Annotated in this window: 25 protein-coding genes and 1 riboswitch; of the genes, 8 read left to right on the forward strand and 17 right to left on the reverse strand. The window is 37.6% G+C overall.

Annotated elements, in window-relative coordinates:
- Positions 1-234 precede the first annotated feature (234 nt).
- Positions 235-2139 (forward strand): heavy metal translocating P-type ATPase, encoded by a 1905-nt coding sequence (locus MKX57_RS20640; protein ID WP_096365861.1) that lies wholly within the window; start codon positions 235-237, stop codon positions 2137-2139.
- A gap of 59 nt (positions 2140-2198) precedes the next feature.
- Here the strand turns inward: MKX57_RS20640 and MKX57_RS20645 are convergent, their stop codons facing one another.
- Together MKX57_RS20645 and MKX57_RS20650 are read right to left on the reverse strand one after the other, a co-directional pair.
- A complete protein-coding gene (locus MKX57_RS20645) occupies positions 2199-3116 on the reverse strand; it encodes a YihY/virulence factor BrkB family protein (RefSeq protein ID WP_342550567.1) in 918 nt (305 codons plus the stop codon).
- 22 nt (positions 3117-3138) lie between these two features.
- Positions 3139-3465, reverse strand: a complete 327-nt coding sequence (locus tag MKX57_RS20650; protein WP_089986819.1) for a hypothetical protein — start codon at positions 3463-3465, stop codon at positions 3139-3141.
- 178 nt (positions 3466-3643) lie between these two features.
- On the opposite strand from MKX57_RS20650, the gene MKX57_RS20655 reads away from it, so the two are divergent.
- Positions 3644-3865: a DUF1128 domain-containing protein gene (locus tag MKX57_RS20655; RefSeq protein WP_008173540.1), complete on the forward strand. Its 222-nt coding sequence runs from the start codon at positions 3644-3646 to the stop codon at positions 3863-3865.
- Between the two features lie 56 nt (positions 3866-3921).
- Here the strand turns inward: MKX57_RS20655 and motB are convergent, their stop codons facing one another.
- Positions 3922-4686: a flagellar motor protein MotB gene (gene motB, locus MKX57_RS20660; RefSeq protein WP_008173542.1), complete on the reverse strand. Its 765-nt coding sequence runs from the start codon at positions 4684-4686 to the stop codon at positions 3922-3924.
- The gene (gene motA / locus MKX57_RS20665) at positions 4670-5473 is read right to left on the reverse strand and encodes a flagellar motor stator protein MotA (protein ID WP_008173543.1); all 804 of its coding nucleotides are present in this window, start codon (positions 5471-5473) and stop codon (positions 4670-4672) included. Before motA ends, motB begins: the two co-directional genes overlap by 17 nt.
- 189 nt (positions 5474-5662) lie before the next feature.
- Between motA and MKX57_RS20670 the strand changes: the two genes are divergently transcribed.
- The 3 genes from MKX57_RS20670 (at position 5663) to MKX57_RS20680 (ending at position 7917) form a co-directional block, all read left to right on the forward strand.
- Positions 5663-6904, forward strand: a complete 1242-nt coding sequence (locus MKX57_RS20670) for an aminopeptidase (RefSeq protein ID WP_115648589.1) — start codon at positions 5663-5665, stop codon at positions 6902-6904.
- Positions 6905-7042: 138 nt separating this feature from the next.
- Positions 7043-7177, forward strand: coding sequence for a hypothetical protein (locus tag MKX57_RS20675; protein ID WP_255250397.1), 135 nt, complete (start codon positions 7043-7045; stop codon positions 7175-7177).
- A gap of 176 nt (positions 7178-7353) precedes the next feature.
- The gene (locus MKX57_RS20680; protein ID WP_008173550.1) at positions 7354-7917 is read left to right on the forward strand and encodes a carbonic anhydrase; all 564 of its coding nucleotides are present in this window, start codon (positions 7354-7356) and stop codon (positions 7915-7917) included.
- Between the two features lie 71 nt (positions 7918-7988).
- On the opposite strand, the gene MKX57_RS20685 is transcribed toward MKX57_RS20680, so the two are convergent.
- Both MKX57_RS20685 and MKX57_RS20690 read right to left on the reverse strand, forming a co-directional pair.
- Positions 7989-8576 (reverse strand): GNAT family protein, encoded by a 588-nt coding sequence (locus MKX57_RS20685; RefSeq protein ID WP_107922564.1) that lies wholly within the window; start codon positions 8574-8576, stop codon positions 7989-7991.
- Between the two features lie 175 nt (positions 8577-8751).
- On the reverse strand, positions 8752-9561 hold the full coding sequence (locus tag MKX57_RS20690; protein WP_342550568.1) for a polyphosphate kinase: 810 nt from the start codon (positions 9559-9561) through the stop codon (positions 8752-8754).
- 200 nt (positions 9562-9761) lie between these two features.
- Here MKX57_RS20690 and MKX57_RS20695 point away from each other — a divergent pair, with 200 nt between their 5' ends.
- Positions 9762-10475 (forward strand): hypothetical protein, encoded by a 714-nt coding sequence (locus tag MKX57_RS20695; RefSeq protein WP_115648588.1) that lies wholly within the window; start codon positions 9762-9764, stop codon positions 10473-10475.
- Between the two features lie 27 nt (positions 10476-10502).
- On the opposite strand, the gene map is transcribed toward MKX57_RS20695, so the two are convergent.
- Together map and thiT are read right to left on the reverse strand one after the other, a co-directional pair.
- The gene (map, locus tag MKX57_RS20700; protein WP_008173560.1) at positions 10503-11258 is read right to left on the reverse strand and encodes a type I methionyl aminopeptidase; all 756 of its coding nucleotides are present in this window, start codon (positions 11256-11258) and stop codon (positions 10503-10505) included.
- A 170-nt stretch (positions 11259-11428) separates the two neighbouring features.
- Entirely contained in the window at positions 11429-11989 is a 561-nt protein-coding gene (gene thiT, locus MKX57_RS20705; protein ID WP_008173562.1) for an energy-coupled thiamine transporter ThiT, read from the reverse strand.
- Positions 11990-12123: 134 nt separating this feature from the next.
- Positions 12124-12231, reverse strand: a riboswitch (TPP riboswitch).
- A gap of 126 nt (positions 12232-12357) precedes the next feature.
- On the opposite strand from thiT, the gene MKX57_RS20710 reads away from it, so the two are divergent.
- Both MKX57_RS20710 and MKX57_RS20715 read left to right on the forward strand, forming a co-directional pair.
- Positions 12358-12681: a DUF4870 domain-containing protein gene (locus tag MKX57_RS20710; RefSeq protein WP_008173564.1), complete on the forward strand. Its 324-nt coding sequence runs from the start codon at positions 12358-12360 to the stop codon at positions 12679-12681.
- A gap of 52 nt (positions 12682-12733) precedes the next feature.
- Positions 12734-12859, forward strand: coding sequence for a hypothetical protein (locus MKX57_RS20715; RefSeq protein WP_255250400.1), 126 nt, complete (start codon positions 12734-12736; stop codon positions 12857-12859).
- A 40-nt stretch (positions 12860-12899) separates the two neighbouring features.
- Here the strand turns inward: MKX57_RS20715 and MKX57_RS20720 are convergent, their stop codons facing one another.
- From MKX57_RS20720 to MKX57_RS20760, 9 genes are all read right to left on the reverse strand, one after another.
- Positions 12900-15980, reverse strand: a complete 3081-nt coding sequence (locus MKX57_RS20720) for an SMC family ATPase (protein WP_342550569.1) — start codon at positions 15978-15980, stop codon at positions 12900-12902.
- Complete coding sequence (locus MKX57_RS20725; RefSeq protein ID WP_342550570.1) at positions 15977-17134, reverse strand: exonuclease SbcCD subunit D; 1158 nt, start codon at positions 17132-17134, stop codon at positions 15977-15979. Before MKX57_RS20725 ends, MKX57_RS20720 begins: the two co-directional genes overlap by 4 nt.
- 123 nt (positions 17135-17257) lie before the next feature.
- On the reverse strand, positions 17258-18169 hold the full coding sequence (locus tag MKX57_RS20730) for an SGNH/GDSL hydrolase family protein (RefSeq protein ID WP_008173573.1): 912 nt from the start codon (positions 18167-18169) through the stop codon (positions 17258-17260).
- 32 nt (positions 18170-18201) lie between these two features.
- Entirely contained in the window at positions 18202-19431 is a 1230-nt protein-coding gene (locus MKX57_RS20735; RefSeq protein ID WP_107922561.1) for an aminopeptidase, read from the reverse strand.
- A 1-nt stretch (position 19432) separates the two neighbouring features.
- Positions 19433-20581: a DEAD/DEAH box helicase gene (locus tag MKX57_RS20740; protein ID WP_008173577.1), complete on the reverse strand. Its 1149-nt coding sequence runs from the start codon at positions 20579-20581 to the stop codon at positions 19433-19435.
- A 218-nt stretch (positions 20582-20799) separates the two neighbouring features.
- Entirely contained in the window at positions 20800-21501 is a 702-nt protein-coding gene (locus tag MKX57_RS20745) for an amino acid racemase (RefSeq protein ID WP_008173579.1), read from the reverse strand.
- Positions 21498-22730 carry an ATP-grasp domain-containing protein gene (locus MKX57_RS20750; RefSeq protein ID WP_342550571.1) on the reverse strand — a complete coding sequence of 411 codons (1233 nt, stop codon included), beginning with the start codon at positions 22728-22730 and terminating at the stop codon, positions 21498-21500. Before MKX57_RS20750 ends, MKX57_RS20745 begins: the two co-directional genes overlap by 4 nt.
- Positions 22731-22787: 57 nt before the next feature.
- Positions 22788-23777, reverse strand: a complete 990-nt coding sequence (locus MKX57_RS20755) for a C39 family peptidase (RefSeq protein WP_237068874.1) — start codon at positions 23775-23777, stop codon at positions 22788-22790.
- Positions 23778-23958: 181 nt separating this feature from the next.
- Positions 23959-25455 (reverse strand): long-chain fatty acid--CoA ligase, encoded by a 1497-nt coding sequence (locus tag MKX57_RS20760; protein ID WP_090002976.1) that lies wholly within the window; start codon positions 25453-25455, stop codon positions 23959-23961.
- Between the last annotated feature and the right edge of the window lie 10 nt (positions 25456-25465).

Raw genomic sequence — 25465 nt, forward strand, 5'->3', positions numbered from 1 at the left:
TGACTGCACACTTTTATAAGGCACAGAATATTCCTAGTGAATAGACTGTGCCTTTTTTCTATTAAAAAAAAATCCCACTTTTTCAACTCTCCTCTTTATTTTTATAAGTTCCTTTGTTATAATAATTCTAAATAAAAGATATGGTAATTGAAATCCATTTTCAATTACACATCACATTTAAGTGTTTATAATTAAAGGTTTTGATATTGATTTTCATTATCAGGAGGGATAAGAATGGAATACTCTAATCGAGAAAATATAAGTTTAATTGAGAAAATAAAGGAGCATGCAGAATTAATCGCTGCGTTAATCGCTGGTATATTCATCTTACTTGCATGGCGTTTAGATACAAGCGGACAAACAACCGCTTCTGTTCTTCTTTATGTCATTGCCTTTTGTGTAGGTGGATTTGCCAAAGCAAAAGAAGGTATTGAAGAAACAATAGAAGATAAGAAATTGAATGTTGAACTACTAATGGTATTAGCAGCTATTGGTTCCGCAGCCATCGGTTATTGGACAGAAGGTGCTATTCTTATTTTCATCTTTGCAGTAAGTGGTGCACTTGAAACTTATGCTATGAATAAAAGTCATCGTGAAATATCTGCATTAATGAATCTTCAGCCAGAAGAAGCCTGGTTAGTTCGAGGCAACTTTGAGCCAATGAAAGTATCCGTTTCTACCTTACAAATTGGTGACCATTTATTGATCAAACCTGGGGAACGTATTCCAGCCGACGGTATTATTTTTAAAGGACAGTCTTCCATTGATGAGTCAGCTATAAGCGGTGAACCATTACCCGTTTTAAAAAGCGAGGGTGATGAAATCTTTGCAGGAACAGTAAACTTAAATGGTGCGATTACGATGGAAATGACGAAGGCCAATTCAGAAACACTTTTTCAAAAAATTATCCAGCTTGTCCAAAGTGCTCAAAGTGAAAAATCTCCGTCTCAACAATTCATCGAAAAATTTGAGGGAACTTATGTGAAATTCGTTTTACTTGGTGTAGCTATCATGATGTTCCTTCCCCATTTCGTACTAGGTTGGGATTGGACAACAACTTTTTATCGTGCCATGGTTTTATTGGTTGTTGCATCTCCTTGCGCACTCGTCGCAGCCATCATGCCTGCGACACTTGCAGCTATTTCAAATGGCGCCAAAAATGGTGTGCTATTTAAGGGTGGCTTACATTTAGAGCATCTCAGTGTTTTAGGGGCATTAGCAGTCGATAAGACAGGAACATTAACACAAGGTAAACCAGTCGTGACAGATTTTATTGTCCGCGATGGATTCGAACCTCAGATGGCTTTAGCTATTCTTGCAGGGATTGAAACACAGTCCAACCACCCTCTTGCTCAAGCCATTACTTCCTATGCAAAAGCGGAAGGAGTTACTGCCTTACCACAAGCAACAATTGAGGATATCCCAGGATGGGGTATGAAAGGGATCGTTCACAACAAGGAATATCAAGTTGGTAAACCGGAATTTGTGAATGCTCAACATGCCAATGATTTTGCAAATGGCGCTGCGGGAAAACTTGCTGCACAAGGTAAAACGGTTATTTTCATCCGTGACCAGAATGGCATTGTCGCATTAACAGCTTTAAAGGATACCGTCCGTAACGAAGCGAAAAAAGCTGTGTCATTATTAAAAGAGCTTGGTATTCAAGTAGTCATGCTTACTGGCGATAACGAAAAAACAGCGAAAGTAATTGCAAAAGAAGCTGGTGTTACAGAGTATGTAGCGGAGTGTCTACCTGAAACGAAGGTAACAGAAATGAAACGTTTGCTGTCCCAACATCACTTTGTAGGAATGGTTGGTGATGGCATCAATGACGCCCCTGCATTGGCTACCGCAACTACTGGTATTGCGATGGGTGAAGGTACAGACGTTGCGTTAGAAACAGCTGATGTTGTATTAATGAAAAACGACCTATCTAAAATCGCTTATGCTGTTCGTCTGTCTCGTAAAATGCAACGAATTGTCAAACAAAATATTATCTTTTCCATTGGGGTAATTATTTTCTTAATTGCCTCTAACTTTTTACAAGTAGTCGATTTACCTTTAGGTGTAATCGGGCATGAGGGTAGTACCATTCTCGTTATTTTGAATGGCTTACGCATGCTGAATAAAAATGTTTAAAAAATAACCTCACTTCTCTCCTACGAGAAGCGAGGCTATTTTTTTATCTGGTCATTTCCTTATCTATTAATTTGCTTTTGTAACGCCCTTTTCTGCATTGTAGCATTTAATACTCCACCAAAGATTAAAATAATTCCCGTAAAATATAACCAGAGCATTAAAATAATAACGCCACCAATACTACCATATGTAGCAGAATAATTCGCAAAGTTATTAATATAGAAAGAGAAAGCATATGTGACCACTAACCAGCCAAGTGTAGCAAACATCGCCCCTGGCCAAACACCCAATATTTTCAACCTTGGGCTTGTATTAGGCACGAACCAGTAAATACCCATTAAAACAATAAAAATAAGTATCGGTGGTATTGACCATCTTAAATTATGCCAGACCGATTCAAATTGTTCCTCTATGCCGACGATTGAAAATAGGAAATGACCTATTTGCTGGCCAAATACTGGCAATAGAAGAGCGACTGCAATGACAATAACAAGAGCCACTGTAAAAACAAGAGATAGCCCTCTATCTAATATACCCGCTCTTCCTTCTGTATCGTATGCTTTATTCAAAGCTCGAATTAGCGCGTTAATACCTTTAGATGCCGACCATATCGTACCTAGTACCCCGATGGACAATAAACTACTATTACGGTTTGTTAAAATTTCTTTCAACGTATTTTCAATAAGCTTATAAACTTCATCTGGCAATACATTTACTAAAAATGAATAAACCTGCGTTGTTTCCAAATTAAGATATGGTAGTAATGTCACAAGGAAGATAAGTAATGGGAAGAATGATAGTAAAAAGAAATAAGCGAGCTGTGCGGAAAGCGCTGAAATTTCTACTCGCTTTAACCGACCTATCAAATCTTGGACAAAGCCCTTGGATGTCATGACATCAATCGCTTCTCCCTCAGGAGAAACGATTGATTTGACGTATCCAAAGGCATTTTGCATTGTTGCCTTTTTCTTTTCCATACAACTCCTCCTAAAACTACAATTATTCTTTATGAGGTAAAGTAAAAGCTGACTTTGTGTCATCAATCATACTTTGAATCGTAGTTGGCAATTCTTTAAATTCCTCTACCTTCTCTGCAATAGTGTTGACATTGTCTGACACACTTTCACAAAGCACCTTCGCAGCCAGTACTTTCTCCTCCACTAGAACCTGTAATTCTTCACGATTTGTTGCATAGTACGTGACAGCTTCTTTCATTTTTTTAGTTGTGTCGATTGTTTTTTCGCGAGTACTGCGATCGAGCATACTTAATGCTGCACCAATTGCTGCTCCTGCTACGATTGATACTAATAATTTACTTTGACCCATATTAAAACCCCCTGCTTGTGTAATTGCATATTCCCTAATATTTCATAAATAAACTAGTGTACTGCCCTTATTCTACCCAATAACAGTCTATTTTTAAAGCAATGCTCAAATACGGAGTTGACATTTTTTTTATTCAATGAAATGATTATTGCGAAGAGTACGAAAGGTAGGGTAAAAAATGGATTTATCAGTCCCGTCAAAGGAAAACGTTATTTATATGATTGATCAAATGAAGGATAAGCTTCGTATGGTAAATGTCGATGCAATGAAATCGGAACATTTCAATGAAGCAAACTATGAAGACTTAACGTATTTATATGAAATGGTTATGAAAAGAGATTCCTTTAGCCCAAGCGAAATGCAAGCGATTGTGGCTGAATTGGGTTCTTTACGTAAATAAGCAAACAAAAAAGCTATGAGCATGAGACAAACAGTCCGTGCTAATAGCTTTTTAATTTATTGTGTATTCTTCGCTTCCGAGCCATCCTCAGTCACTAGCGGCTGAATAAGTACTTCGACACGGCGGTTCTTCGCACGGCCTTCTGCTGTATCATTAGGTGCAATCGCTCGGTTTTCACCGTAGCCTTTTGCACTAAAGTTCTCAGATTTTAATTGAGAATTACTGTCTAATAAAACCATATAAAAATTAGAGGCACGCATTAATGATAGCTCTAAATTTGAAGAGAAGTTAGGGCCCGCTGGAACATTATCCGTATGACCAGTAATAACAATATTACGTGGAGGATTGGATACTAATACACCCGCAAGCTCCTTCGCAATAGGAATATACTCTGGTTTAATCGTTGCTTGACCAGGATCAAATAAAATACTATCACGAATTGTCACAAGTAAGCCTTCATCTGTCATTTCTGTAGCGAATTGACCTTCCATTTCATTGACAGCGATAAAATTATCGACACTATCTTTAATTTCAGCCAACTCCTGTTGATCCTTTAAGTAGGCTGAATTTTGTTGTGGTGTTTGATCGCTATCCGCATTTGGACTAGGCACTGGTGAAGGCTGCTCTAAAAAGCTTGTTCCGCCATCAAAAACCTGACTAAAAACGGCTGACATTCTTTCTAGCTTTTCTTGGTCTACTGAACTTGAAGCAAATAGTATAATAAACACAGCTAAGAGCAATGTTAAGATATCGGCATATGGTACTAGCCAAGACTCATCTATATGCTCATCATGCTTTTTTTTCTTAGCTTTCTTTGCCAAGGCCACCCGCCCCGCTTTCAACAGAAATTTGACGACGTTCTTCCATCGTTAAGTATGATGATAGTTTTTGTTCAATTACACGTGGAGCCTCCCCTTCTAATACTGAAAGGATACCCTCAATCATCATTCTCTTTTGTTTCACTTCTAAAGCAGATTTACGTTTTAATTTATTCGCAAATGGGTGCCATAAAACATAACCAGTAAAGATACCGAGTAATGTAGCCATGAAAGCTGCTGAAATAGCGTGTCCAAGCTTTTCGATATCATTCATATCAGCCAATGCGGCGATTAAACCTACTACTGCACCAAGAACCCCAAGAGTTGGTGCATATGTACCTGCTTGTGTAAAAATGGCAGAACCACTAGCATGACGTTCTTCCATAGCTTCTACTTCCTCTGTTAATACATCACGGATGTAGTCTGCATTTTGTCCATCAATCGCTAATGTAAGACCATTTTTCAAAAACGGATCTTCAATTTCTGATGCTTTACTTTCAAGAGCTAATAGCCCTTCACGACGAGCTAAGTCAGCCCATTGCGAAAACATCTTAATAATTTCAATATCATTTGCTAATTTAGTTTCTTTAAAAAGAATCTTAAATAGCTTTGGTACGCGCTTTAACTCTTGCATTGGAAAGGCAATTGTTACTGCGGAAATAGTACCAAAGATGATAATTAGGATAGCTGCTGGGTTATAAAAAGCTGTTAAACTTACACCCTTCATTACCATCCCTGTTAATAGCGCTATAAACGCAATTATTAACCCTATGACCGATGACTTATCCATTCTAGAACCTCCAAATCTACTATTACTCTTAATTTCGTCTATTTTTCCATATTTTAAATATATAATGCTAGTATAAATGTATTTTAAATATTTTTCGATGTAATTAATGCTTTTTATTCACATTTCGACCATTTTTGATTATATTGAATTAAGAATATTACACTAAACTGTCTTATTTCGAAAGGGGATATGAATTTGTTATTATCATTTAACACAAAATTACTAAAATATGCCGAATTAGCGGTAAAAGTAGGAGTAAATATCCAAAAAGATCAATATCTTTATATAAGCTGTTCGACCGATAACTTAAAATTAGCTCAAATTATTACTAAAATGGCCTATGAAAATGGTGCAAAACAGGTATTTGTCGATTTGTCTGATGACGAACTTGTTCGTGCTCGCTATGAAGGAGCACCGAAAGACTCATTTGATTTCTTTCCACCGTGGAAAGTTCAAGAGCGCGAATGGCTGGCTGAAAATGGTGCAGCTTTCCTAAGCATTAGTTCACAAAACCCAGATTTACTGAAAGGCATTGAACGTGACAGAATTATGGCGTTCCAAAAAGCTTCTGGCCAAGCATTAGCGAACTATTATCAAATGTTACAATCTGATAAATTTAGTTGGTCAGTTATCGCCGCTCCATCCAAAGCGTGGGCAGCAAAGGTGTTTCCTGATTTACCAGAGGATCAACAAATGGATGCCCTATGGGAAGCTATCTTTGCGGCGACGCGTATTGATCTTGAACATTCAGTGGAGGCTTGGTTAGCTCACGATAAGGAGTTACACGACAAAGCCGATTATTTAAACAGCAAACAGTATAAGTCCCTTCACTATACGGCTCCAGGCACAGATTTAACAATCGAGCTACCTGCACATCACATTTGGACAGGCGGTAGTAGTGCCAACGTACAAGGTCAAACATTTATGGCGAATATGCCTACTGAAGAAATTTTTACTGCACCGTTAAAAACTGGTGTGAATGGGTTCGTATCCAGCACTAAACCGTTAAGCTATGGCGGTAATATTATTGATAATTTCACATTAACGTTTAAAGATGGCCGTATTATTGAAGTAAAAGCTGAGGAAGGTCAAGAAATTTTAGCTTCTCTTATTGAAACAGATGAGGGGGCGCATTATCTTGGTGAAATAGCATTAGTGCCTCATCAATCCCCTATTTCACAATCGAATTTATTATTTTACAATACATTATTTGATGAAAATGCCTCTAATCATTTAGCCATTGGTAGTGCTTATGCATTTTGTATTGAAGGTGGTAAAGAAATGACTTCAGATGAGTTAGCAGCGCATGGAATTAACCAAAGTTTGACACATGTAGACTTTATGATTGGCTCCAATAAAATGAATATTGATGGCATTACCCATGATAATCATAAAGACCCAATATTCCGTGATGGAAATTGGGCATTCTAAATAATCCATTCTTACTAATAGTATTCTAGGCTAGTATGTTATGGATGTCATAAATTATCCTTAGATTTTCCTAGTATCCTATTGTATAATTAGTTTAGGGTAATTAGTAGATCATCTAAGTAGAGAGGAGCTCTAAAAATGTTCATTACAACTGTTCTTGGATTTTCAGCAGTTTTATTAATTTCAACTGGATTCTTCATCCACTACCTACAAGTTGGTTTAGATAGCAAGTCTTCAGTAACTGTAGATCCAAAGCCAAGCGAAAAATTTTAATGTAAAAAACAGCTACTGTAAAGGTAGCTGTTTTTTTATAGATTCAAAGTTTTTCATCTGTTAAAGTGTATGAAGTTTGCTTCTTTATTGTAAAAATTGTCTGAATAAAGTCTTTATTGTTTGCATAATTAAAGTTTTGCTCTAAAATATTTTTTGTAAGGAAGGGAGCAATTTTCATGACAATGTTACATGATATTTTAGAGTTTAACAAAGAGTTTGTACAAGAGAAAAAATATGAACCATTCATCACTACAAAATATCCTGATAAACGTATTGTTGTTTTATCTTGTATGGATACTCGTCTTGTAGAGCTTTTACCAAAAGCGATGAATCTCCGTAATGGCGATGTAAAAATTGTGAAAAGTGCCGGTGCTTTAGTAAGCCATCCTTTCGGTGCTGTAATGCGTAGTTTATTAGTTGCTGTTTATGGCCTACAAGCAGATGAAGTTTACGTAGTTGGACATTATGACTGTGGTATGAGCGCAGTTGATCCTGATGCTATGTTAAGTGAAATGGTTAAAAGAGGTATTAACCCAGAAACCATCAAAATGCTGGAGTATTCTGGTTTTGATTTAAAAGAATTTTTACGTGGTTTTGGTGATGTAGCGACAAGTGTTAAGAAAAGTGTCGACACGATTCGAAATCACCCATTAATGGTAAAAGACGTTCCTGTACATGGTTTAATTATTGACCCAAATACAGGTCATCTAGATTTAATTGAAAACGGTAACCATCAATAGTTATTCTAACTTGATTTATAGCAAATCAATAAACAAGTGCCTTTCCATCGAATAGAAAGGCACTTGTTTATTTATTCATCCTCTAAACGGGCATACATATAATGATCGACCCATTGACCATTTATATATAAAAGCTTTCTTAAAAGACCTTCTTGTTGAAAGCCCGCCTTCTCTAAGACACGCATAGAGGGATTATTTTGGGTTGATACATATGCCTCGACACGATGTAGCCCAATTTGATCGAATGCAAACCGGACTACCATGTTCACTGCCTCAGTGACAATTCCCTTACCTACGTAAATTTCATCCATAGCATATCCCACAAATGCACTTGAATAGGGTAATCGTTTTACAGCATATAGTGCAATATGTCCTATTAGATTATTAGTACCATGCTCATAAATACCAAAAGTAAATTCTCGCTTTGAATCCATTAAATATAAACTTTCTTGAATTTTTTTATATTGCGCGTCGATTGTATAGTATTCAGGTCTTTGTAAAGGCTCATATGTTGACCAAAAGTATTTATTGCGGCTTACGAGACCTGTTAAACTTCGTGCATCATTTTCTTGGAATGTGCGGATGTAGCATTTTTCCCCCTTTATTGTTACCACATTCCCACCCTTTTTTCTTAATAAATTCCAAATTTTAAGCACCATTTCTCCACACTAGCCTTCCAATCAATATCGATAAAAATTTATACTACCTTCTCAAGCATCGGAAATTACGGGGGGGTACCCCTAGTTTTACCTTATTGTATGTAAAAAAAGATGCTGCTACAACTAAAACAGCTCATGTCTTCATGTCATAGCACCATCATTCATATTTTATCTTTTACTTCTTTTTCTCATTTAACACGTCCAGGCTAGATGACTCAGCATCCTCTAAATGCGCCTTGTCTAATACATTAGTTAAATGAAGTCCACGTTTCAATGCCTCTCGTTCAATATGTGCAAGCGTTTCTTGTAGCACCTGCACACGCGCATATTTTTTATCGTTTCCAGCTACTAAAACCCACGGAGCATTTTTCCTATCGGTCTTTTCAAACATTTCATTGGCAGCCTCCACATATTGCGGTGACTTTTCTCGATTACGCCAATCTTCGTCTGTCAGCTTCCAAGACTTGTATGGATTTTGTTCTCGTTCCTTAAAACGTTTTAATTGCTCTTCATCTGAAACATGAAGCCAGAACTTAATAATTATGTAGTCTCCCGCAGTTAAAATCTTTTCAAAATTATTAATTTCCTCATAGGCACGAGACCATTCGTCCTTCGTCGCGAATCCTTCAATTCGTTCTACTAATACACGACCATACCATGAACGATCGAAGACAGCGATTTGCCCGTGCTGAGGTAGCTTTCTCCAGAACCGCTGTAAATAGTTATAGCGTAATTCATGTGGCTGTGGAGCTGAAATTGGATGGACGACATAGCCACGTGGATCAACACGTTCAATTAAACGTTTTATCGCTCCTCCTTTACCAGCTGCATCCATACCTTCAAACACTAAAATTAAACCTATTTTATTCTTTAATAAAAATTGTTGGGCATTTAACATTTCATATTGGAGTACTTGTAATTTCTTTTTATACATCTTTTTATCTAGTTCAATAGATAGGTCTAAATTTTTTATGTTTTGCGTCATAAAGCTTCACTCCTTTAATCTGGATATATTCTTATTGTACTAAAGAAATAAATGGATGCCTATTGAGATGGTAAATTGTAGATAGTATTAGCAAAACAACACGATACATTGATGGAAATTTCCGTTATAATAAATTGAGTGACGGTACTATACTTATTTGTCTTTTCCCTATACAATCTAACACGAAGGGAGAGGAAAGCATGCCTCGGTTTTTATTGATGACAATTTCTTATATTGTCTCACTCATCCTAACCTTTTCATCCTTTTTCATGAAACTTAACGGTCAATCTTTTTTAGAAATTTCTAATCGTTTTTCGGTGGTATTTGCACCTGTTGATGGAAGTCATATAATTTGGATTGTCATTTATTTATTAATCGGTTATTGGTTAGTGATGAACATCAAAAAGACATCTATGAAACAGTCTGCGCTCTTTAGTTGCATAAATATTTTACAAGCATTAACGATATATGTATGGCATCATGAATTATTTATTGTTTCTCTCGGCATTACCTTACTCTTAGTCTTGTATTTATTTATGCTGTACAATACGTATCCACTTCATGACAAATCACTGTCGGGTCGTATTCCTTTCGCCATTTATTTTGCATGGATGACATTTATTTTTATCACAAATATTAGCTTTACGTTAACAGCTTATGGTTGGAACGGTTTTGGTCTAAGCACTCCTCTTTGGGCAGTTATTTTACTGACATTAGGTGGAGCCATTGCGCTACATATCCGCTTTCATCACTTTGATATCATGTATCCAAGTGTTTTTATATGGGCTTATATAGGAATCGCTTTACATAATGGTTTTGATGAGCTACTCGTAACAACAGCTGCATTATTTTTATGTGGTGTACTCTTAGTTGGTATTTTATTCATTAAAAAAAATCCTGCCTACCAAAAATAATTTGGTGTGCAGGATTTTTTTGTAATCCTATTCTTCGTCTAATGAAGTAAGGATAATTGGTTTATCTTTTGTAACAATTACTGAATGTTCAATTTGAGCAACAAGAGACTTATCAGGTGTAATGAATGTCCAACCATCACCAGCTTCTACAATATGCTCTGCTTTTGCTGAGATAAATGGCTCAACTGCAAGAACCATGCCTTCTTTCATAATCGTAGAGTCCCATGCATCGTAATAATTTAAAATGTGATTTGGTTCATCATGTAAAGAACGACCTAAACCATGGCCTGTTAAATTCATAATAACTGTTAAGCCATTAGCATTCGCTTCGCGCTCTACAGCTTTACCGATTTGATTTAATTTAGAGCCAGCCTTTACCTTTGTCATAGCACGATCAAAAGCATCTTTGGCAACACGACATAGTTTTTCTTTGTCTTCATAGCCTTCACCAACTACAAATGAAATACCCGTGTCGGCAAAGTAGCCATCTAAAGAGCCTGAAACATCGATATTGACGATATCTCCCTCCTGAATAACACGTTTACCTGGGATACCATGCGCTACTTCCTCGTTGACACTTATACAAGTATATCCTGGGAAGTCATATTCTCCTTTTGGTCCTGAAATGGCACCTGCCTCAGCAAACATTCGACCAGCAATTTCATCTAGTTCAAGTGTTGTGACACCTGGTTTTGTAGCAGCCTTCATCGCTTCACGAATCTCTGCACAAATGCGTCCAATTTTTTTAAAAGCTTCAATTTCTTCTTGCGTTTTTACAATCATGTATAACGTCCCTTTCATCTAATATCTACTCTTTAATATAACATAACTTTTTACGCGTATAACGCTAAACGCTTTAAATATTGTATGCCTGCCTTCTTGGCAAAGTGCTAAGAGCTCTATTCTCTTACGACTACATAAAAAACCCCTTCACCAATATGAAGGGGTTGGCATTATGCTTTACGTTGCATTAGTTGTGGAGCCGCTGTGAATAATAACGCTCCCACAATAGCTGTTAATACTGTTGCGGGCAGCATATAGGTACCATTATAAATAATCGAGTAGATCCACGCATTTTGATCGCCGGCATACTCTGCAAAAAATACTGCGCCAGCAGTAGTGTGCGCTGCATATCTCAAGAAGCCTGCAAATACAGTACCTACAATAATATAAAGCGCCATTTTTGTTTTGTTTAGTTGATTTGCTGCTTCCAGTAAAGGTCTGCGTACAATGGCCGCTAACCCTACAACTGTGAAAGCAACACCGTAATCTAATAAACCTTGAAGCCAGTGTACAATATAAGCTCCAAACATGGTTTGCATAACACCTACAAGCAAGCCTGTTGTTAGGCCAGCTACTAGACCCCAGCGAAATGCAATTAACATAATTGGTACCATAACAAGACTAACAGAGCCACCTTGTGCCCATACTTTAAAGGAGACCTGATCGAGCACGAGGCCAATCGCTGCAAATATTGCAATCTCCACTAGCATTAATAGTCTTTTTTTGTCCATACATATTCTCTCCTTTGTTCCGATGTAGGATACAAGAGCAGGAATAGAAATGCGCTGATTTGATTCGCTCTGACACCTTTTTATTCTTAAGAATGAAAAAACGATGTCAGGACAGAGCCTCACATCGTACAAGTGTCGGTTTCTATCCACATCCCTACGCAAGTGTTAGCTTACAGGTTCAAAGAGTCAAGGCATTACGTGCCCAGTCTCAGCTGACATCATCAGCTCCCCTTGTGGTCGTTACATCTGAATTTAATTTGAACACTTTCATTGTACGCAAAGCACGGAATGATTACAACCTCTTCCATACTTAATTTTTGAAACTTTACTGTTTTCCATGCGTAAATATTAAAAAAGGAGGTACAACTATGGAGAACCAAAAAATATTATCTGCCTTTAGTTATCTCAGTATTTTCTTTGCTCCTTTCATCGTACCATTAATTGTTTACTTCGTTACGAAAGATGCTGACATCAAAAGACATTCTATTCGCGCATTAGTGTCCCATCTAATTCCTTTCGTATTTGGGATCTTATTTTTCATTGTCTTTGTCTTTTCTACATTTAGTTTAGACCCCACTTCAAGTAATAGTACAGTCATGATCATTTGGTTCATTTCGTTCGCCATTTACGGAATTGTCTCGCTCGGAATTGTTATATGGAATATTATTCAAGCCGTTCGAGTTATCCGCTAATGTTTCATTTTTAAAATAAACAGGTAGAAGTAATTAAAAAGGAGCTGTGTTTTTGATGAAAGTATCAAAAGTAGTGAAAACCGCTGTTAAATTAGCGCCTATTGTTATACCAATCGTAAAAAAAGTGATGGCAGCAAAAAAAGGGACAACTTCTACAGTCAGTTCTCGAAAAAAATAAAAGGAGGGCGTATTTCCTTAAACCGGAAATACACCTTCCTTTATTTTATTTCAAAATGTGTTTGACTATGTCCATTCAATGTTTTTTCGACATGTAAAACGGCTGGCATCGCTGATTTTAATTCAGGCACATGAGAGATGACACCAATCATTCGTCCAGAATCTTGTAAATCGATTAATGTGTCTATTGCTTTATTTAATGATTCTTCATCGAGCGAGCCAAAGCCCTCATCAATAAACATGGTTTCAATATGAATATTGCCTTGGAAGCTTTGAATAACATCTGCCATTCCTAGAGCAAGGCTTAATGATGCATTGAACTTTTCACCACCAGATAACGTTTTAACATCTCGTAATTGATCTGTGTAAGCATCATATACATCAAGCCCAAGTCCACTTTGCTTGGCATGCTTTTCAAGCCTGTCTGAACGTCTAAGTTCAAATTGACCGTTAGATAAATGATAAAGACGAATATTGGCTGCCTCTGTAATTTGATCTAAATAATTAATTTGAATATATCGTTCAAAGGACAGTTTTTTCGAATTTTGCCCATTTAATAAGCCATACAGCTCCTTCACTCGACCTGCCTCACTCTCAAGTAGACGAAGCTCTCTCTCTGTTTCTTCTACTTTGTTGATGAAGCTTAGACATGATTTCGCAAATCCATCTATTTGTTGAAGTTGTTTAAAGGCATCCTCATAGGCGATTCTGAGATTTTCCACAGTTGCCTCCATCAGGGCTAAATCTTGCTCCTCTTTCCCTTGTAGATGTTTTTCTCCTTCTGAAATTTGAATTTGTAACGTATGAACATGTAACCTGTAGTCATTGCATGCCTTTCGAAGTTCCTCTAATTGAGTGGCACTTCTTTTCGCAGTTGCATAGTCTTCATAGTTCACAAAGCCTGCTTCCTGCATGCTTATTGAAAACTGCTCACGCTTGTCATTCATTTTGAGCTTTAATTCTTCAAAATTCTGTTTGGCGATTTCCACAGCTAGTTTAGCATTACTGGCAGCTTCCTTCGCGGCATGTAAATCATGCTGGCTTTCCTGCCATAATTTTTGTAAATCCATTTTCTGTTTACTAACATCGGTAAGTGTTTGTTTTAATTGCTTTAAGGTTGGCATAGTTGTTGGCATTTGCTTATGCTGTTCTTCTACAATTGCCTGCAGTCTTGTCCAGCCCTTCATCTGCTCAGTTAAATATTCCTCAAGTTTGACTTGTTTATGTTGCAAATGCTCTATTGCTAAACGCTGTTCCTTCTGGTTAATCCTTGTTTGAGCTAACTGTTGATTGATAATCTTTAAGCTAGTAATCTCTTGTTCCATTTTTTCTAAGGAAGCTATTATTTGTGCTTGATCCTGTTGCTTCATCGCGTATGCTTCTATTTGTGTCAGTGCCTCTTGCTGAAGCTGTTGTGCGGATGTTAAAAATGCCTCTTTTTCCAAATACAAACGCTCGTCTGAAGAAGCTTTTCTCCTTAACGTTTCCACCTGAGCAAGCTCAACAATTTCCAATTGCTCATTATGTGTTTGTTGATGAGTCGTACTCCCACAAACCGGACAAGGTTGCCCTTCTTTAAGCTGCTGAGCTAAAATGCTTGCTTGGCTTGTCAGCCAGCGTTGCTCTAATTGTTGAAGCTCCAGTCTACTGTCCTGATAATGAGTTTGAGTAGCGATAACATCTTGTTTCGCTATCTCTACCGTTTTTGTATATTTCTCCACCTTCATGAGCAAAGCTACTTGCTCCCGCAGTTTTGGTAGTTGTTCTAAGTAACCTTCATACGGTTCCAATTGTTTTTCATAGTGCTCAATTGATTGTGAAAGCTCCTCTAATTGCGCGCTTTCTTTATCGATTAGCACTAGGTTATCCGCTGCCCCTTGTTTAGCCGTTTCTACATATTGCTTAGCAACTTGCAGTTGCTGTACATTGCTGTCATAAGCCTCGAACTTAGGAAGCAATGCTTGGAGCTGCATTTCCTGCTGCAAAAGCTGTTGACGTTCTGACTCTTTTGCCTCTTCCGCTTCATATTTTTCTTGAGCTCTTTGTAACAGCTCCTTGGTTTGTAGTTGACTACTGTTAGCTTGCTGATAGGCTTGTTCTTTTAAATTTTGTTCGGCTCGTAAATCCAAACATTGTTGCTCCAGTAGTAGTAAACGCTCCGCTTGTTCTGCTAAGGCTATCTCCCGTTCCTTTGCAAGGAAGTTGTCTTGCTCATTTAATAGCAGTTCTAGTCTTTTTTGACGTTTGAACTGCTCCTCAAATTGTTCATTAAGCGTTTTAGCTAAACGGTAAAACTCCTGTTCTTTTTGATGATGATTATAGGCTTCCTCATACTGGCGCTGTTCATCTTCAAAACATTTTCTATAATAGGTAAGCTCCTCTTCCAGTGCTTGCTTTAGCTGAAACATATTTTCCGTATTATCAGCAATTTGTGTGAACAAAGGAGAGGAACGATGTGGAAGTGCACCAACAATTTGACCAAGTAGATGTTCTTTTAATTGCTTGGCACGTTCAAGATCACTTTCTGCCTCTTTTCGTTTCGCATCAAGCAGTTTTGTCATAACACCAAAGCGATCTGTTTTGAAGATTTTTCGTAATATGACCTCTTTGTTTGTAGAATCCGACGTTATTAATTTGCGGAATTCACCTTGAGGTAGCATCACAATTTGGCTAAATTGATCCTTTGTCAGACCAATAATATCCTGAATCTTTTTATCGACTTCAAGTGTTTGCTGCTTTTCAACAATGTTATAATCGAGCTTTCCCTCTTTTACTTCCGCTAACTCCACCTTTTTACCAGTAGCTGTTTTATTTTTTTCCTTTATATGTCCAGGCTGACGTAAAATCTGATAGACCCTTCCATGCATTTCAAAAATAAGTTCTACTGCTGTATATACATCATCATCAGCAAAGCCACTTCGCAGTAAAGCCGTATCCTGACGATCCTCACCACTGCCTGACCCATAAAGTGCATAACAAATCGCATCAAAAATCGTCGTTTTCCCTGCACCGGTTTTGCCAGAGATAGCGAACAAACGATGTTCCCCTAACTGTTCAAAATCAATTATTTCCGTATTTTTATAAGGACCGAATGCCGTAATCGTTAACTTTAATGGCTTCATTTTACTATTTCTCGCTCCTTATCTAATAATTCCTGTAGCATTTCCGTAAACAGACGCTCGGTTTCTTCATCTGGTTGTATCCCAATTATATCTGTAAAGAAAGAGCGGAATAGATCGATATCTTCAAGCTTTTCTGCTTCTACTACTTGAAGCTCGCTTGGTTTCTCTTGTCGTAAAATCTTACGTTCAACATGCATGGCATGTGGAAAAACGGTACGAATACGTTCCATTGGCGAAGACACGGACGTAGCATCCGTCAATCGAACAAATACATAATCATCACTTGGTGGAAGCATTAATAAATCCTCCAACTGTCCTTCCACAACACGTAAATCTCGTCTTGGCATGAACTTTCTTTTAGTTACAGTACTATTTCCTTGCTCATCTAGATCGACGATTAAAAAGCCTTTTTCATGTAGATGCTCAGACAATGAGTATTTTAATGGTGAACCAGCATAGCGAATTGTTTCATTTAAGACAAAATGTGCCTTATGTAAATGTCCGAGTGCTGTATAATGAAATGGTTTAAATAAAGCAGCATTCACGCAATCTGAACCCCCAATAGAAAGCGGACGCTCTGAGTCACTAGTATTAGCTTCTTCCTCACCGTATTTGGTCACAAAGGCATGTCCAACAAATATATTGCGTTTATTTGTATCCATACCTGCTGTTATATGTTCAATAATTTTCTGCATCGCATCATGGTGAGAACGAATGGCCTCCTCTTCAAAAATACTGCGAATAGTGGTAGGCTCTGCAAATGGTACAAGATGAAAATGCACCTCTCCATGTGAATCATTGATAATAATGGGTGCATGATCTTTCGTAAACTGCCCCTTAATATATAAACCACTATCACGCATCAAACGACTACCAAAGTTTAATCTGCCTGCACTGTCATGATTCCCTGCAACAGCTAAAACAGGAATCTTCTTCTCTAAAACTATTTTTGCTAATATATCATTTAGTAAATTCACTGCCTCAATAGGCGGCATGGAACGATCGTATAGATCACCTGCTATAATAATTACATCTGGCTTTTCTTCATCGATAGCTTGTATAAATTGTTGTAAGATATATTGTTGATCCTCTGTCATATAGACGCCTTGAACGAGCTTTCCTAAATGCCAATCTGCTGTATGAAATATTTTCATTCCTGTACCTCCTGTCCTTTTACTATTTTATCATGGCTTGTAATGGATTGTTTTTTCCTTTGTTTGGGGAATTTAGTACACACAAAAAAAAGCATCCTCTAAGATGCCTTTACTCAACATTATTTATCTCTTTTCCAACTTCCCCATAAAAGCTGTATAGCCGTGAAATCCCTGAATGGAACGTACGTTTTGAACAGACTGGGAGGATGTCACCTTTTGTTGTTTAGGCTGTGTGGAAGCTCGCTCTTTTAAAATTTCCTCAAATGACAGAGGATTCGGTTGCGGTAATTGTGATGAAGCAATATTTAAGGCATCACTACCACTATATGCCTTTAAAAATGCATTGGCCATTTCGCGATAACCTTCCATATTTGGATGAACATCTGCATAGTTTGGTAAGTAGTTAGTAGCATTTAATCCAAAGCTGTCATACACATTTACATAAACAGCTCCGGCTAGCTCTGCCTGTTGCTGTAAAATCGTATTTAATTTCACAAGCTGTGCATTTGTTCCTTCTTTTTGAGTGAGATGAACACCTGGATAGGCAAAATAATAACCTATAACATATACCTGAGCCTTTGGCGCAAGCTCTCCCAATTCATTTAAGATAGCTTCCATATTTTTTCTCACTATATTTAAGGCGTAATCTGCTTGAAGTTGAGAAAAAGTTAATGTTCCAGCCGTTGGATTTAGCCGGACAAGGCTTAATAAATCATTGGCACCTGCCGAAACAGTAACTAAAGTGGCATTGGCTAATAAATCTCTTGCTTCCTCAGTTTTAATTCTTTCTAATACATTAGCTGTTGTAAAACCTGGAAAAGCTAGTTCCTTTGTATAGAATTTTAATTGATCCATTGCCTGTAATCTCATAGCAATTAAATCACTATATCCAACATCAATTTGTTGAAAAGGGGTTTGACCAGCAGCTAGGGAATCCCCAATTGCTACATAGCTTTCGGTTTGAGCAAAAGCAGATGGGCCCCAGCATGTCATTAATAAAATAATCATCCCGATTAAACTACCTAAATGCTTCATCTGCTCTCCCCCATTCTCGATTGGAACTAAAGTTAGAAAGCCCAGCTACCTTTACGGAATATCGGCTCTACTGTTCCATCTGGTAAAATACCATCAATGTCCATTTCACCATTACCAATCATAAAGTCTTCATGTGTGACAGAAATATTTGCACCTAATGCTTCTAGTTGACCGTTTTCTAAGTCTCTACCGCCCTCTAAGCAAGTCGGGTATGCTTCTCCAATTGCTAAATGGTTTGAAGCATTTTCATCGAATAATGTATTAAAGTATAAAATCTCTGATGCTGAAATGGGTGATTCATGCGGAACAAGTGCTACTTCACCTAAATAACTAGAACCTTCATCTACTTGAATAAGCTCTTGTAATAAATCTTGACCTACTTCAGCTTCCGCCTTGATAATTTTTCCTTCTTTAAATGTTAATTTAAAGCCATCAATGATATTGCCTTGATATACTAAAGGCTTTGAATTACTAACATAACCTTCTACACCTTGCTTCATTGGAAGTGTATACACTTCTTCTGTTGGCATATTAGCAATAAAAACATTGCCTTCAGGCGTTTTACTGCCACCAGTTAGCCATTTATGCTGTGGAGCTAAAGCAATTGTTAAATCTGTTCCTGGTGCAGTATAGTGTAGCTTCGCATACTTTTTATTATTTAATAGTTCTGCACGAGATTCTAAATTCGTTACATGCTGATGCCAATTGTTAACTGCATTTCCTTCTCCGATATGAACTGTTTTAAAGATAGCGTCCCATAAAGCAGGCACTTGCTCATCTGCTGTCAATTGAGGGAATACCTTTGCCGCCCACTTTGACGAAGGAACTGCAATAATTGACCACGCAATTAAATCCTTCATAACCGCATTTCGATAGTTTTTCAATGCCGCTCCTGATACCTTTTGATGAGTAGCTAATCGATCAGCCGAAATTCCTGTTAATTTATCAGGATCTGCGGCTTCAATCCATAGTAATGCCCCTTTACGTTCAATGAGTTCATCACGCATCCGTACGACCCATTCAGGGAAACGGTTAAATTCTTCATCAGAGGCATGTTCAAAATAGGCACGATCCATTTCATCATCTGAAAAATTAACATGGACACGTCCAGCGCCAGCCTTATACGCCTCTTTAACGACCAAACGAGCAAAATCTAAAGCATCAACTGATGTGTTGACTAACAAATATTGACCTGGTTGAATGTTTACTCCAACTTTTACTGCAAGTTCTGCGTATGCCTGTAATTTTTCTTCAAATGCCATATTATTTCCCTCGCTTTTGTCCAATCGTTTTAGAATTACCTTCCATTAGCTTACCATCATGCCATATTTTCTGCACTGGCTTACCAGGAACTTCTCTTGTCCATTTTTTATAGGCTTTTTCGTCTTGATAAGATAGTAATGTTAATACTTCACCATCTGCACCTGCACGACCTGTACGACCCGAACGGTGTAAATACTGCTCAATTGTTCGTGGAACGTCAACATGAATAACATGTGTTAAACCGGCAATATCTAAACCACGTGCAGCAATATCTGTCGCGATTAAAATACGTGCGTCCCCTTTGCGGAAAGCATCTAAAGCCTTTTTACGTTCTTCCTTTTTCATGTCAGAATGAAGTGTAACGATTGGTGCAGAGCGATACTGTAGCTTCGTTTCTTTCATTAATAATTGATCAATATTATTGACGAAAGCTAATGCTCTCAGACCTTCTGTATGCGATAAACGGCGAAGGAACTCTGTTTTATCACGTTCTTCCACCTTCACAAACGAGTGGATTACTTTGCCAACCTTTAGCATATCCTCTGGCTTAATTTTAAAACGAACTGGCTCAAACATCATGCGACTTGCCACTAATTCAATTTCCTCTGTAATAGTAGCTGAAACAACTACAACTTGTCGTCCGAAGGCAGAACCTTCAATAAAGGATTTAATGACAACACGGTATTCACGACTTAGTAATTGATCACATTCATCTAAAATAACTGTTTCAATTTCCTTAAGCTTTAATTTACCTGCACGTGCTAATTCATTTAAACGACCAGGTGTTCCAACAACAATCGTTGGCTTTTTCTTTAATTTTTCAATTTGACGAGCGGAATTGGCCCCACCAATAAGCTGCTGAACCGTAATATCCGTACCTGCCGTCCACTCACGGATAACTTCTACAATTTGCATGGCTAGCTCTTGTGATGGAGCTACGATCAGACCTTGTGTTTGCTTTTTCGCCCCGTTTACTTTATTCAGCAATGGTAAAACATACGCCAACGTTTTACCAGAACCAGTAGGTGATTCTGCTACGATATCTTTTCCTTCAAGCATCGCTGGTATCATTTCCTCTTGAATTTTCATAGTTGCTTCAAAGTTCCATTTTGCTTGTAATTCTTCTTTTAATAAATTGATTACTGACATGTTATTTCCCACCTTCTATCTGCTTGACACTAGTTTAACACACTCGGTAGCTTCCTACTTTATATGTACGCAAACCTTTGTCTAATCGTTTCACCAAATGAAACTCTCATCCATAAAAAATCTGCCTAACTCCACACATGGAAATGTAAGCCCGTCCACAATTTTTTGAAGACTTACAGCCTACCCATGTAAAGCAAGCAGATTCTTTCTATACATTCCTAATCGATTAGCTCATAACCACATGCTAAAATAGCACACTCCGCTAAAACGATTAATGAATCGATATATATATTACTTAATTTTAAATCTCGATTGACAATAGATAGCTCCGTACAACCCAATACGAGACGATCACAGTTTAGAGCTAGCATGGCATCTTCAATTGGTTGCCAATCATCCTGTGTGACATTCTTACCCGCTTTAACATAATCGTAAATAATGGTCATCACATGGGCTCTCATCTCATTATCTGGTACAACCGGTGTAATTCCATATTCTTCTAACGCATCTTGGTACATGCGTGAAGTCAATGTACCAGTTGTCGCTAAAATACCAACACGCTCTGCTCCCAATTCGGATGCACGCTTCGCCGTTTCACGAATCATATGCAAAACAGGAATCGGGGAGCCTTCCTGGATCTCGTCATAAAAAGTATGAGCCGTATTACACGGAATGGCAATCATATCAGCTCCAACAGAAGCCAACTTTTTTGCATCCTCAATTATAACAGGCACTGGGTTTTCTTTCGTATTATCTAAAATAAAAGCCGTACGGTCAGGAATATTTGTATCATTATCAATAATGGTATGTAAATGCTCCTGATCTTTTTGCGCCTTTGTTCGTCTTACAATCATTTCACCAATAAACATCGTTGCTAGTGGACCAACTCCACCTATTATACCTAAAGTTTGTTTTTTCATGAGTTAGACAGACCTTTGTTATTAAAATATTTCTTATATTTGCGATAAAAATTTAAATTATCAACAGTTACATTCAACCAACGTTTGGCATTCATATCCTTATAATTAAAAATAGAATCTGTCGCCATTCCTTGTCGAATTAGACTTTTTGCTTCAATAATAAGTTGTTCATTTTGTACATATTTGAAAAGGACACCATTTGGTACGATTGTCCAAAGATGTTTATTTTGCACGTATGTTAGTGGCTGTTTACTTCCTCGAACATAATCGTCTGCAACATATTGCATAAGGTTATAGCCACTAGCTGTCACATAATAATTGGAAAGCTCATTATGTAATTCGATACTTAACAATTTATAGTGTCCATCACGCTCATCATATTTCATATCAAATGTAGCAAATCCATGGAATTGAATGGCTTCTAGAAATGTCTTCACATTTTCCATTAAAGTCGGATTATAGGCTGTCATAATAGACACATAACGACCAATCCCCTCTGGTGAATGCTCTTCTAGAATCGGATTTCCTACAGCAAGAAGCTTCGCTTTCCCATCTTGTCCTACATAAGCATTCACAACACACATATTCGCATCTTCTCCAGGAATATATTGCTGAATCATAAGATCATCTCGATAGGCTGATTCCTTATAAATAGCATGGAATATGCTATCCTTTTCTACTTTATCATGTGCAATATATACTTTTTTCTTTCCAGGAAAAATACATGTGGCATACTTTGTCATATTCATCGGTTTAATGACAATTGGGTAGTCAAATGTCATTTCGTACTCTTCATAATCATTAACTGTGCATACATGCATAGCTGGGTATTGAAAACCAAATTGTGCACACAGCTCATACATACTTTCACGAGTTAGCAGCTGATGTGCAAGAGTAGTATCCACATAAGGAACTAAAAAATCCTCTATCAATTCATCTTTATGTTCTACGATTTTTTTGACATAAAATTCATCACAGGCTAATAGCAGTAATTTTTTTTCAGGGAACTCCTGCGCTATTGCCTTTAGTGCTGTCACAAATCGTTCTTCTATATGAAGTCTCGGCACTTCACGGAAGGTCAGTAAATCACTTTGTTGAATTTTTTCCATATTCGTATGATTTAATGCAAGTGGCTTCACACCATAGGCTTCGTAAAATGCTCTGGCCATGCCATAAGCATTCATTTCATCGCCTAGTAAAACCGGTAAAAAAGCGTGCTCAATGGCCATTCTACTCAACTCACTTTTTACGTTTTTATTAGTGTAACATACTTCCTAATAGCTAGTTTATTTATGTACAGCTACTGCCTGTTCACCTAATTCATGATAGCTTTTAAAGAACTGGTCCACATTATAAGTGACATAGCCCTTTAACGGGTCCATTACTACTACCTTATCACCTAAATGTCCAGTTAACACAACAGCGTGTAAATTCATAAAAGCGTCCTGCGAAGTAGTCGCTCCTTTATAAATCCAACCTCTATCTGCCCTTTTTTTAGGCTTCGATAAATCCAGCGTCACCCATGTCACGACAGGAATTCCCTCACGAACAAGCTGCAAAATATCTTCCTGTGAGGCATTTCTCATATCTGTCACACGTAAATCAGCTTGTTTATCTGCAATAGCTGCCTCCGCTGCCTTAACAATTGGAGCAGCAAATACATACATACCATGAGCTTTATCACGAGGATTACCTGCAAAAGCCTCATTTGGATTTGGTCCAAACCGTTGATTGCCTACAATACGTATTTCTTGCTTTGGTAAATAGTTATCAGCCATTTCAAGCTTTGACACATTTATTCCAAAGTAATTTAACACGGCTGTGAGTGAAGTTATTTCACAGCCATGTGGAAGCTCAGGGTTTTGCATCACCACAGGAACATCTAGCTCTTGTTCGTCTCTTGTAAAATGGGTCTGCAATCTAAAATATGGTTTTGTCGTATCATACGTAAAATTTTCGATGGTTGTATAGCCATCATTTGCCGCACTATTTTCAAGGGTCGTTGCCGCAACAGCATATTCTCGTCCCTCTTTTAGCTTCGAAAATATAGCTTCTCCCTCTTCAGAACCAATAGCTTCTTCTACAACATTACCTGTCTGTACATCTGTGACCGTGATATAAAGATTAGCAATTGGTGCACCACTATTAAATTCTACCGTTAATACTGTTAATTGATTTTTATTTTCCGCATCTTGCTGTGAAAATGGCTGACAGCTAGAAAGTAACATTATGATCAACATGCCGATAAGTAAAAGGCGTTTATACCCCGTCCACAAGACAAATTCCGCTCCTATTCTAAATCGAAGGGTCACCCCTTCTCCATTCTTTTAATTTAATTTGTCGTAGACTTTATTATACGATACTTTGAAAGAGGTTCCTATTTTATCTTGTTTCAGAGAATTTTTTTTGCATCGAAAACGAAACTTTAAGGAAAATTAACAGTCAAAACTTTTTTTCTCAAATCGTACTTACTTTAGGTCGTAATGTATGCTTTAGAACTTTACCAGAAGCATTGCGTGGCAGTTCAGTTAAACATTCTATTTCATACGGTATTTTATATTTGGCAAGCTGTGATTGACAATAGGATAGAATATTTTCCTCATCGAGTGACTTACCTTCCTTAAATACGACAAAGGCTTTGGGCACCTCTCCATACACTTCATGCGGTAATCCAACTACTGCTGCCTCTAAAATTTCAGGCAATTGATACAATACTTCCTCCACTTCAATAGGGTAAATATTTTCACCACCTCGGATGATCATATCTTTTTTTCGATCAACAATATATAAATAGCCTTCCTCATCAAAACGCCCTAAATCTCCTGAATATAGCCAACCATCTATAATCGTTCTAGCTGTTTCTTCAGGATTACGTAAATAGCCCTTCATCACCTGTGGTCCCCTTACACATATCTCGCCTACTTCACCAGCGGGAACCTCCTTACCTTCACTATCAACTACTCGAACCTCTGTCTGCCCTAATGGCTTCCCAACGGAGCCTATTTTCGTTAAGGCATCTGTATCTAATAAAGATGTGGCTGCAGGTGTATTTTCTGTTTGACCATATAAATTTTGTACGTTCACATTTGAAAATGCCTCTTTCACTTGTTTAACAAGCTCATAGGGCATTGGGGCAGCCCCGTAACATAATAAACGCAAATGGCTAAAGCTATGTTCCTTAAAACCTGGCGTATTTAATATGATCGTATACATAGATGGAACACCAAAGAAGATGGTTGCCTCTGTTATTGCAATCTGCGCTAATGTTTTAGTTGGTGAAAAGGCTTCTTCTATCACGACTGTCCCGCCTTGATAAAACATGGGCATAGCAAAGACATGAAGTCCTGCACAGTGAAATAATGGTGTACAAATAAACATCCTGTCCTTGTTAGACATTTTCATGGAAGATGACCAAATATCAGCTGTAGCTACAATATTTTCATGAGTTAGCATCACGCCTTTTGGTTTACCAGTTGTACCTGAAGTGTACATAACAACCGCAGTATCATTGGCCTCCAACTGTACTACAGCTCTTACTAAATTAGTATTTTTAAAGATATTATTCATCGTTTGAAATCCAATAACATGTTGGAATGAATAGGATACATCCTCTAGCGCTTCAGCTAATCTTTCATCATAAATGAGTCCCTTTGCTTGTGAATGATTAAAAATAAATTCAACCTCTGGAGCTGCTAATTTAGTATTAATTGGCATAGCTACGTAGCCAGCTAATTGCACACCTAAATAAGCAATTAAAAATAAATCTGAATTGAGGGTATATAGAGCAATGACATCGTCTTTTTTATAATTTTGCTCCTGTAAATAAGCTGCAAATCTTTCGACACATTTGTAAAACTCACGATAACTTAGCTTTTTCCCATCATATAAGGTCGCAATTTCACTAGGCTGTTGCACAGCATACTTTTCAAGAATATCCGTCATGTACATCGTCATTATAAGCCCT

The organism is Lysinibacillus sp. FSL M8-0216, assembly GCF_038595555.1.
In the GTDB taxonomy this organism is placed as follows: Bacteria; Bacillota; Bacilli; order Bacillales_A; family Planococcaceae; genus Lysinibacillus; species Lysinibacillus fusiformis.

What these genes read in the sequence shown, in the direction of transcription:
- MKX57_RS20720 (WP_342550569.1), bottom strand. Translation starts at nt 15,980, where the DNA reads ATGAAGCCATTAAAGTTAACGATTACGGCATTCGGTCCTTATAAAAAT.
- map (WP_008173560.1), bottom strand. Translation starts at nt 11,258, where the DNA reads ATGATTGTAAAAACGCAAGAAGAAATTGAAGCTTTTAAAAAAATTGGA.
- MKX57_RS20650 (WP_089986819.1), bottom strand. Translation starts at nt 3,465, where the DNA reads ATGGGTCAAAGTAAATTATTAGTATCAATCGTAGCAGGAGCAGCAATT.
- MKX57_RS20640 (WP_096365861.1), top strand. Translation starts at nt 235, where the DNA reads ATGGAATACTCTAATCGAGAAAATATAAGTTTAATTGAGAAAATAAAG.
- MKX57_RS20695 (WP_115648588.1), top strand. Translation starts at nt 9,762, where the DNA reads ATGCCTCGGTTTTTATTGATGACAATTTCTTATATTGTCTCACTCATC.
- MKX57_RS20645 (WP_342550567.1), bottom strand. Translation starts at nt 3,116, where the DNA reads ATGGAAAAGAAAAAGGCAACAATGCAAAATGCCTTTGGATACGTCAAA.
- thiT (WP_008173562.1), bottom strand. Translation starts at nt 11,989, where the DNA reads ATGGACAAAAAAAGACTATTAATGCTAGTGGAGATTGCAATATTTGCA.
- MKX57_RS20655 (WP_008173540.1), top strand. Translation starts at nt 3,644, where the DNA reads ATGGATTTATCAGTCCCGTCAAAGGAAAACGTTATTTATATGATTGAT.
- MKX57_RS20710 (WP_008173564.1), top strand. Translation starts at nt 12,358, where the DNA reads ATGGAGAACCAAAAAATATTATCTGCCTTTAGTTATCTCAGTATTTTC.
- MKX57_RS20670 (WP_115648589.1), top strand. Translation starts at nt 5,663, where the DNA reads ATGAATTTGTTATTATCATTTAACACAAAATTACTAAAATATGCCGAA.
- MKX57_RS20745 (WP_008173579.1), bottom strand. Translation starts at nt 21,501, where the DNA reads ATGAAAAAACAAACTTTAGGTATAATAGGTGGAGTTGGTCCACTAGCA.
- MKX57_RS20675 (WP_255250397.1), top strand. Translation starts at nt 7,043, where the DNA reads ATGTTCATTACAACTGTTCTTGGATTTTCAGCAGTTTTATTAATTTCA.
- MKX57_RS20760 (WP_090002976.1), bottom strand. Translation starts at nt 25,455, where the DNA reads ATGACGATGTACATGACGGATATTCTTGAAAAGTATGCTGTGCAACAG.
- MKX57_RS20680 (WP_008173550.1), top strand. Translation starts at nt 7,354, where the DNA reads ATGACAATGTTACATGATATTTTAGAGTTTAACAAAGAGTTTGTACAA.
- MKX57_RS20685 (WP_107922564.1), bottom strand. Translation starts at nt 8,576, where the DNA reads ATGGTGCTTAAAATTTGGAATTTATTAAGAAAAAAGGGTGGGAATGTG.
- MKX57_RS20725 (WP_342550570.1), bottom strand. Translation starts at nt 17,134, where the DNA reads ATGAAAATATTTCATACAGCAGATTGGCATTTAGGAAAGCTCGTTCAA.
- MKX57_RS20740 (WP_008173577.1), bottom strand. Translation starts at nt 20,581, where the DNA reads ATGTCAGTAATCAATTTATTAAAAGAAGAATTACAAGCAAAATGGAAC.
- MKX57_RS20735 (WP_107922561.1), bottom strand. Translation starts at nt 19,431, where the DNA reads ATGGCATTTGAAGAAAAATTACAGGCATACGCAGAACTTGCAGTAAAA.
- MKX57_RS20690 (WP_342550568.1), bottom strand. Translation starts at nt 9,561, where the DNA reads ATGACGCAAAACATAAAAAATTTAGACCTATCTATTGAACTAGATAAA.
- MKX57_RS20730 (WP_008173573.1), bottom strand. Translation starts at nt 18,169, where the DNA reads ATGAAGCATTTAGGTAGTTTAATCGGGATGATTATTTTATTAATGACA.
- motA (WP_008173543.1), bottom strand. Translation starts at nt 5,473, where the DNA reads ATGGATAAGTCATCGGTCATAGGGTTAATAATTGCGTTTATAGCGCTA.
- MKX57_RS20750 (WP_342550571.1), bottom strand. Translation starts at nt 22,730, where the DNA reads ATGGCCATTGAGCACGCTTTTTTACCGGTTTTACTAGGCGATGAAATG.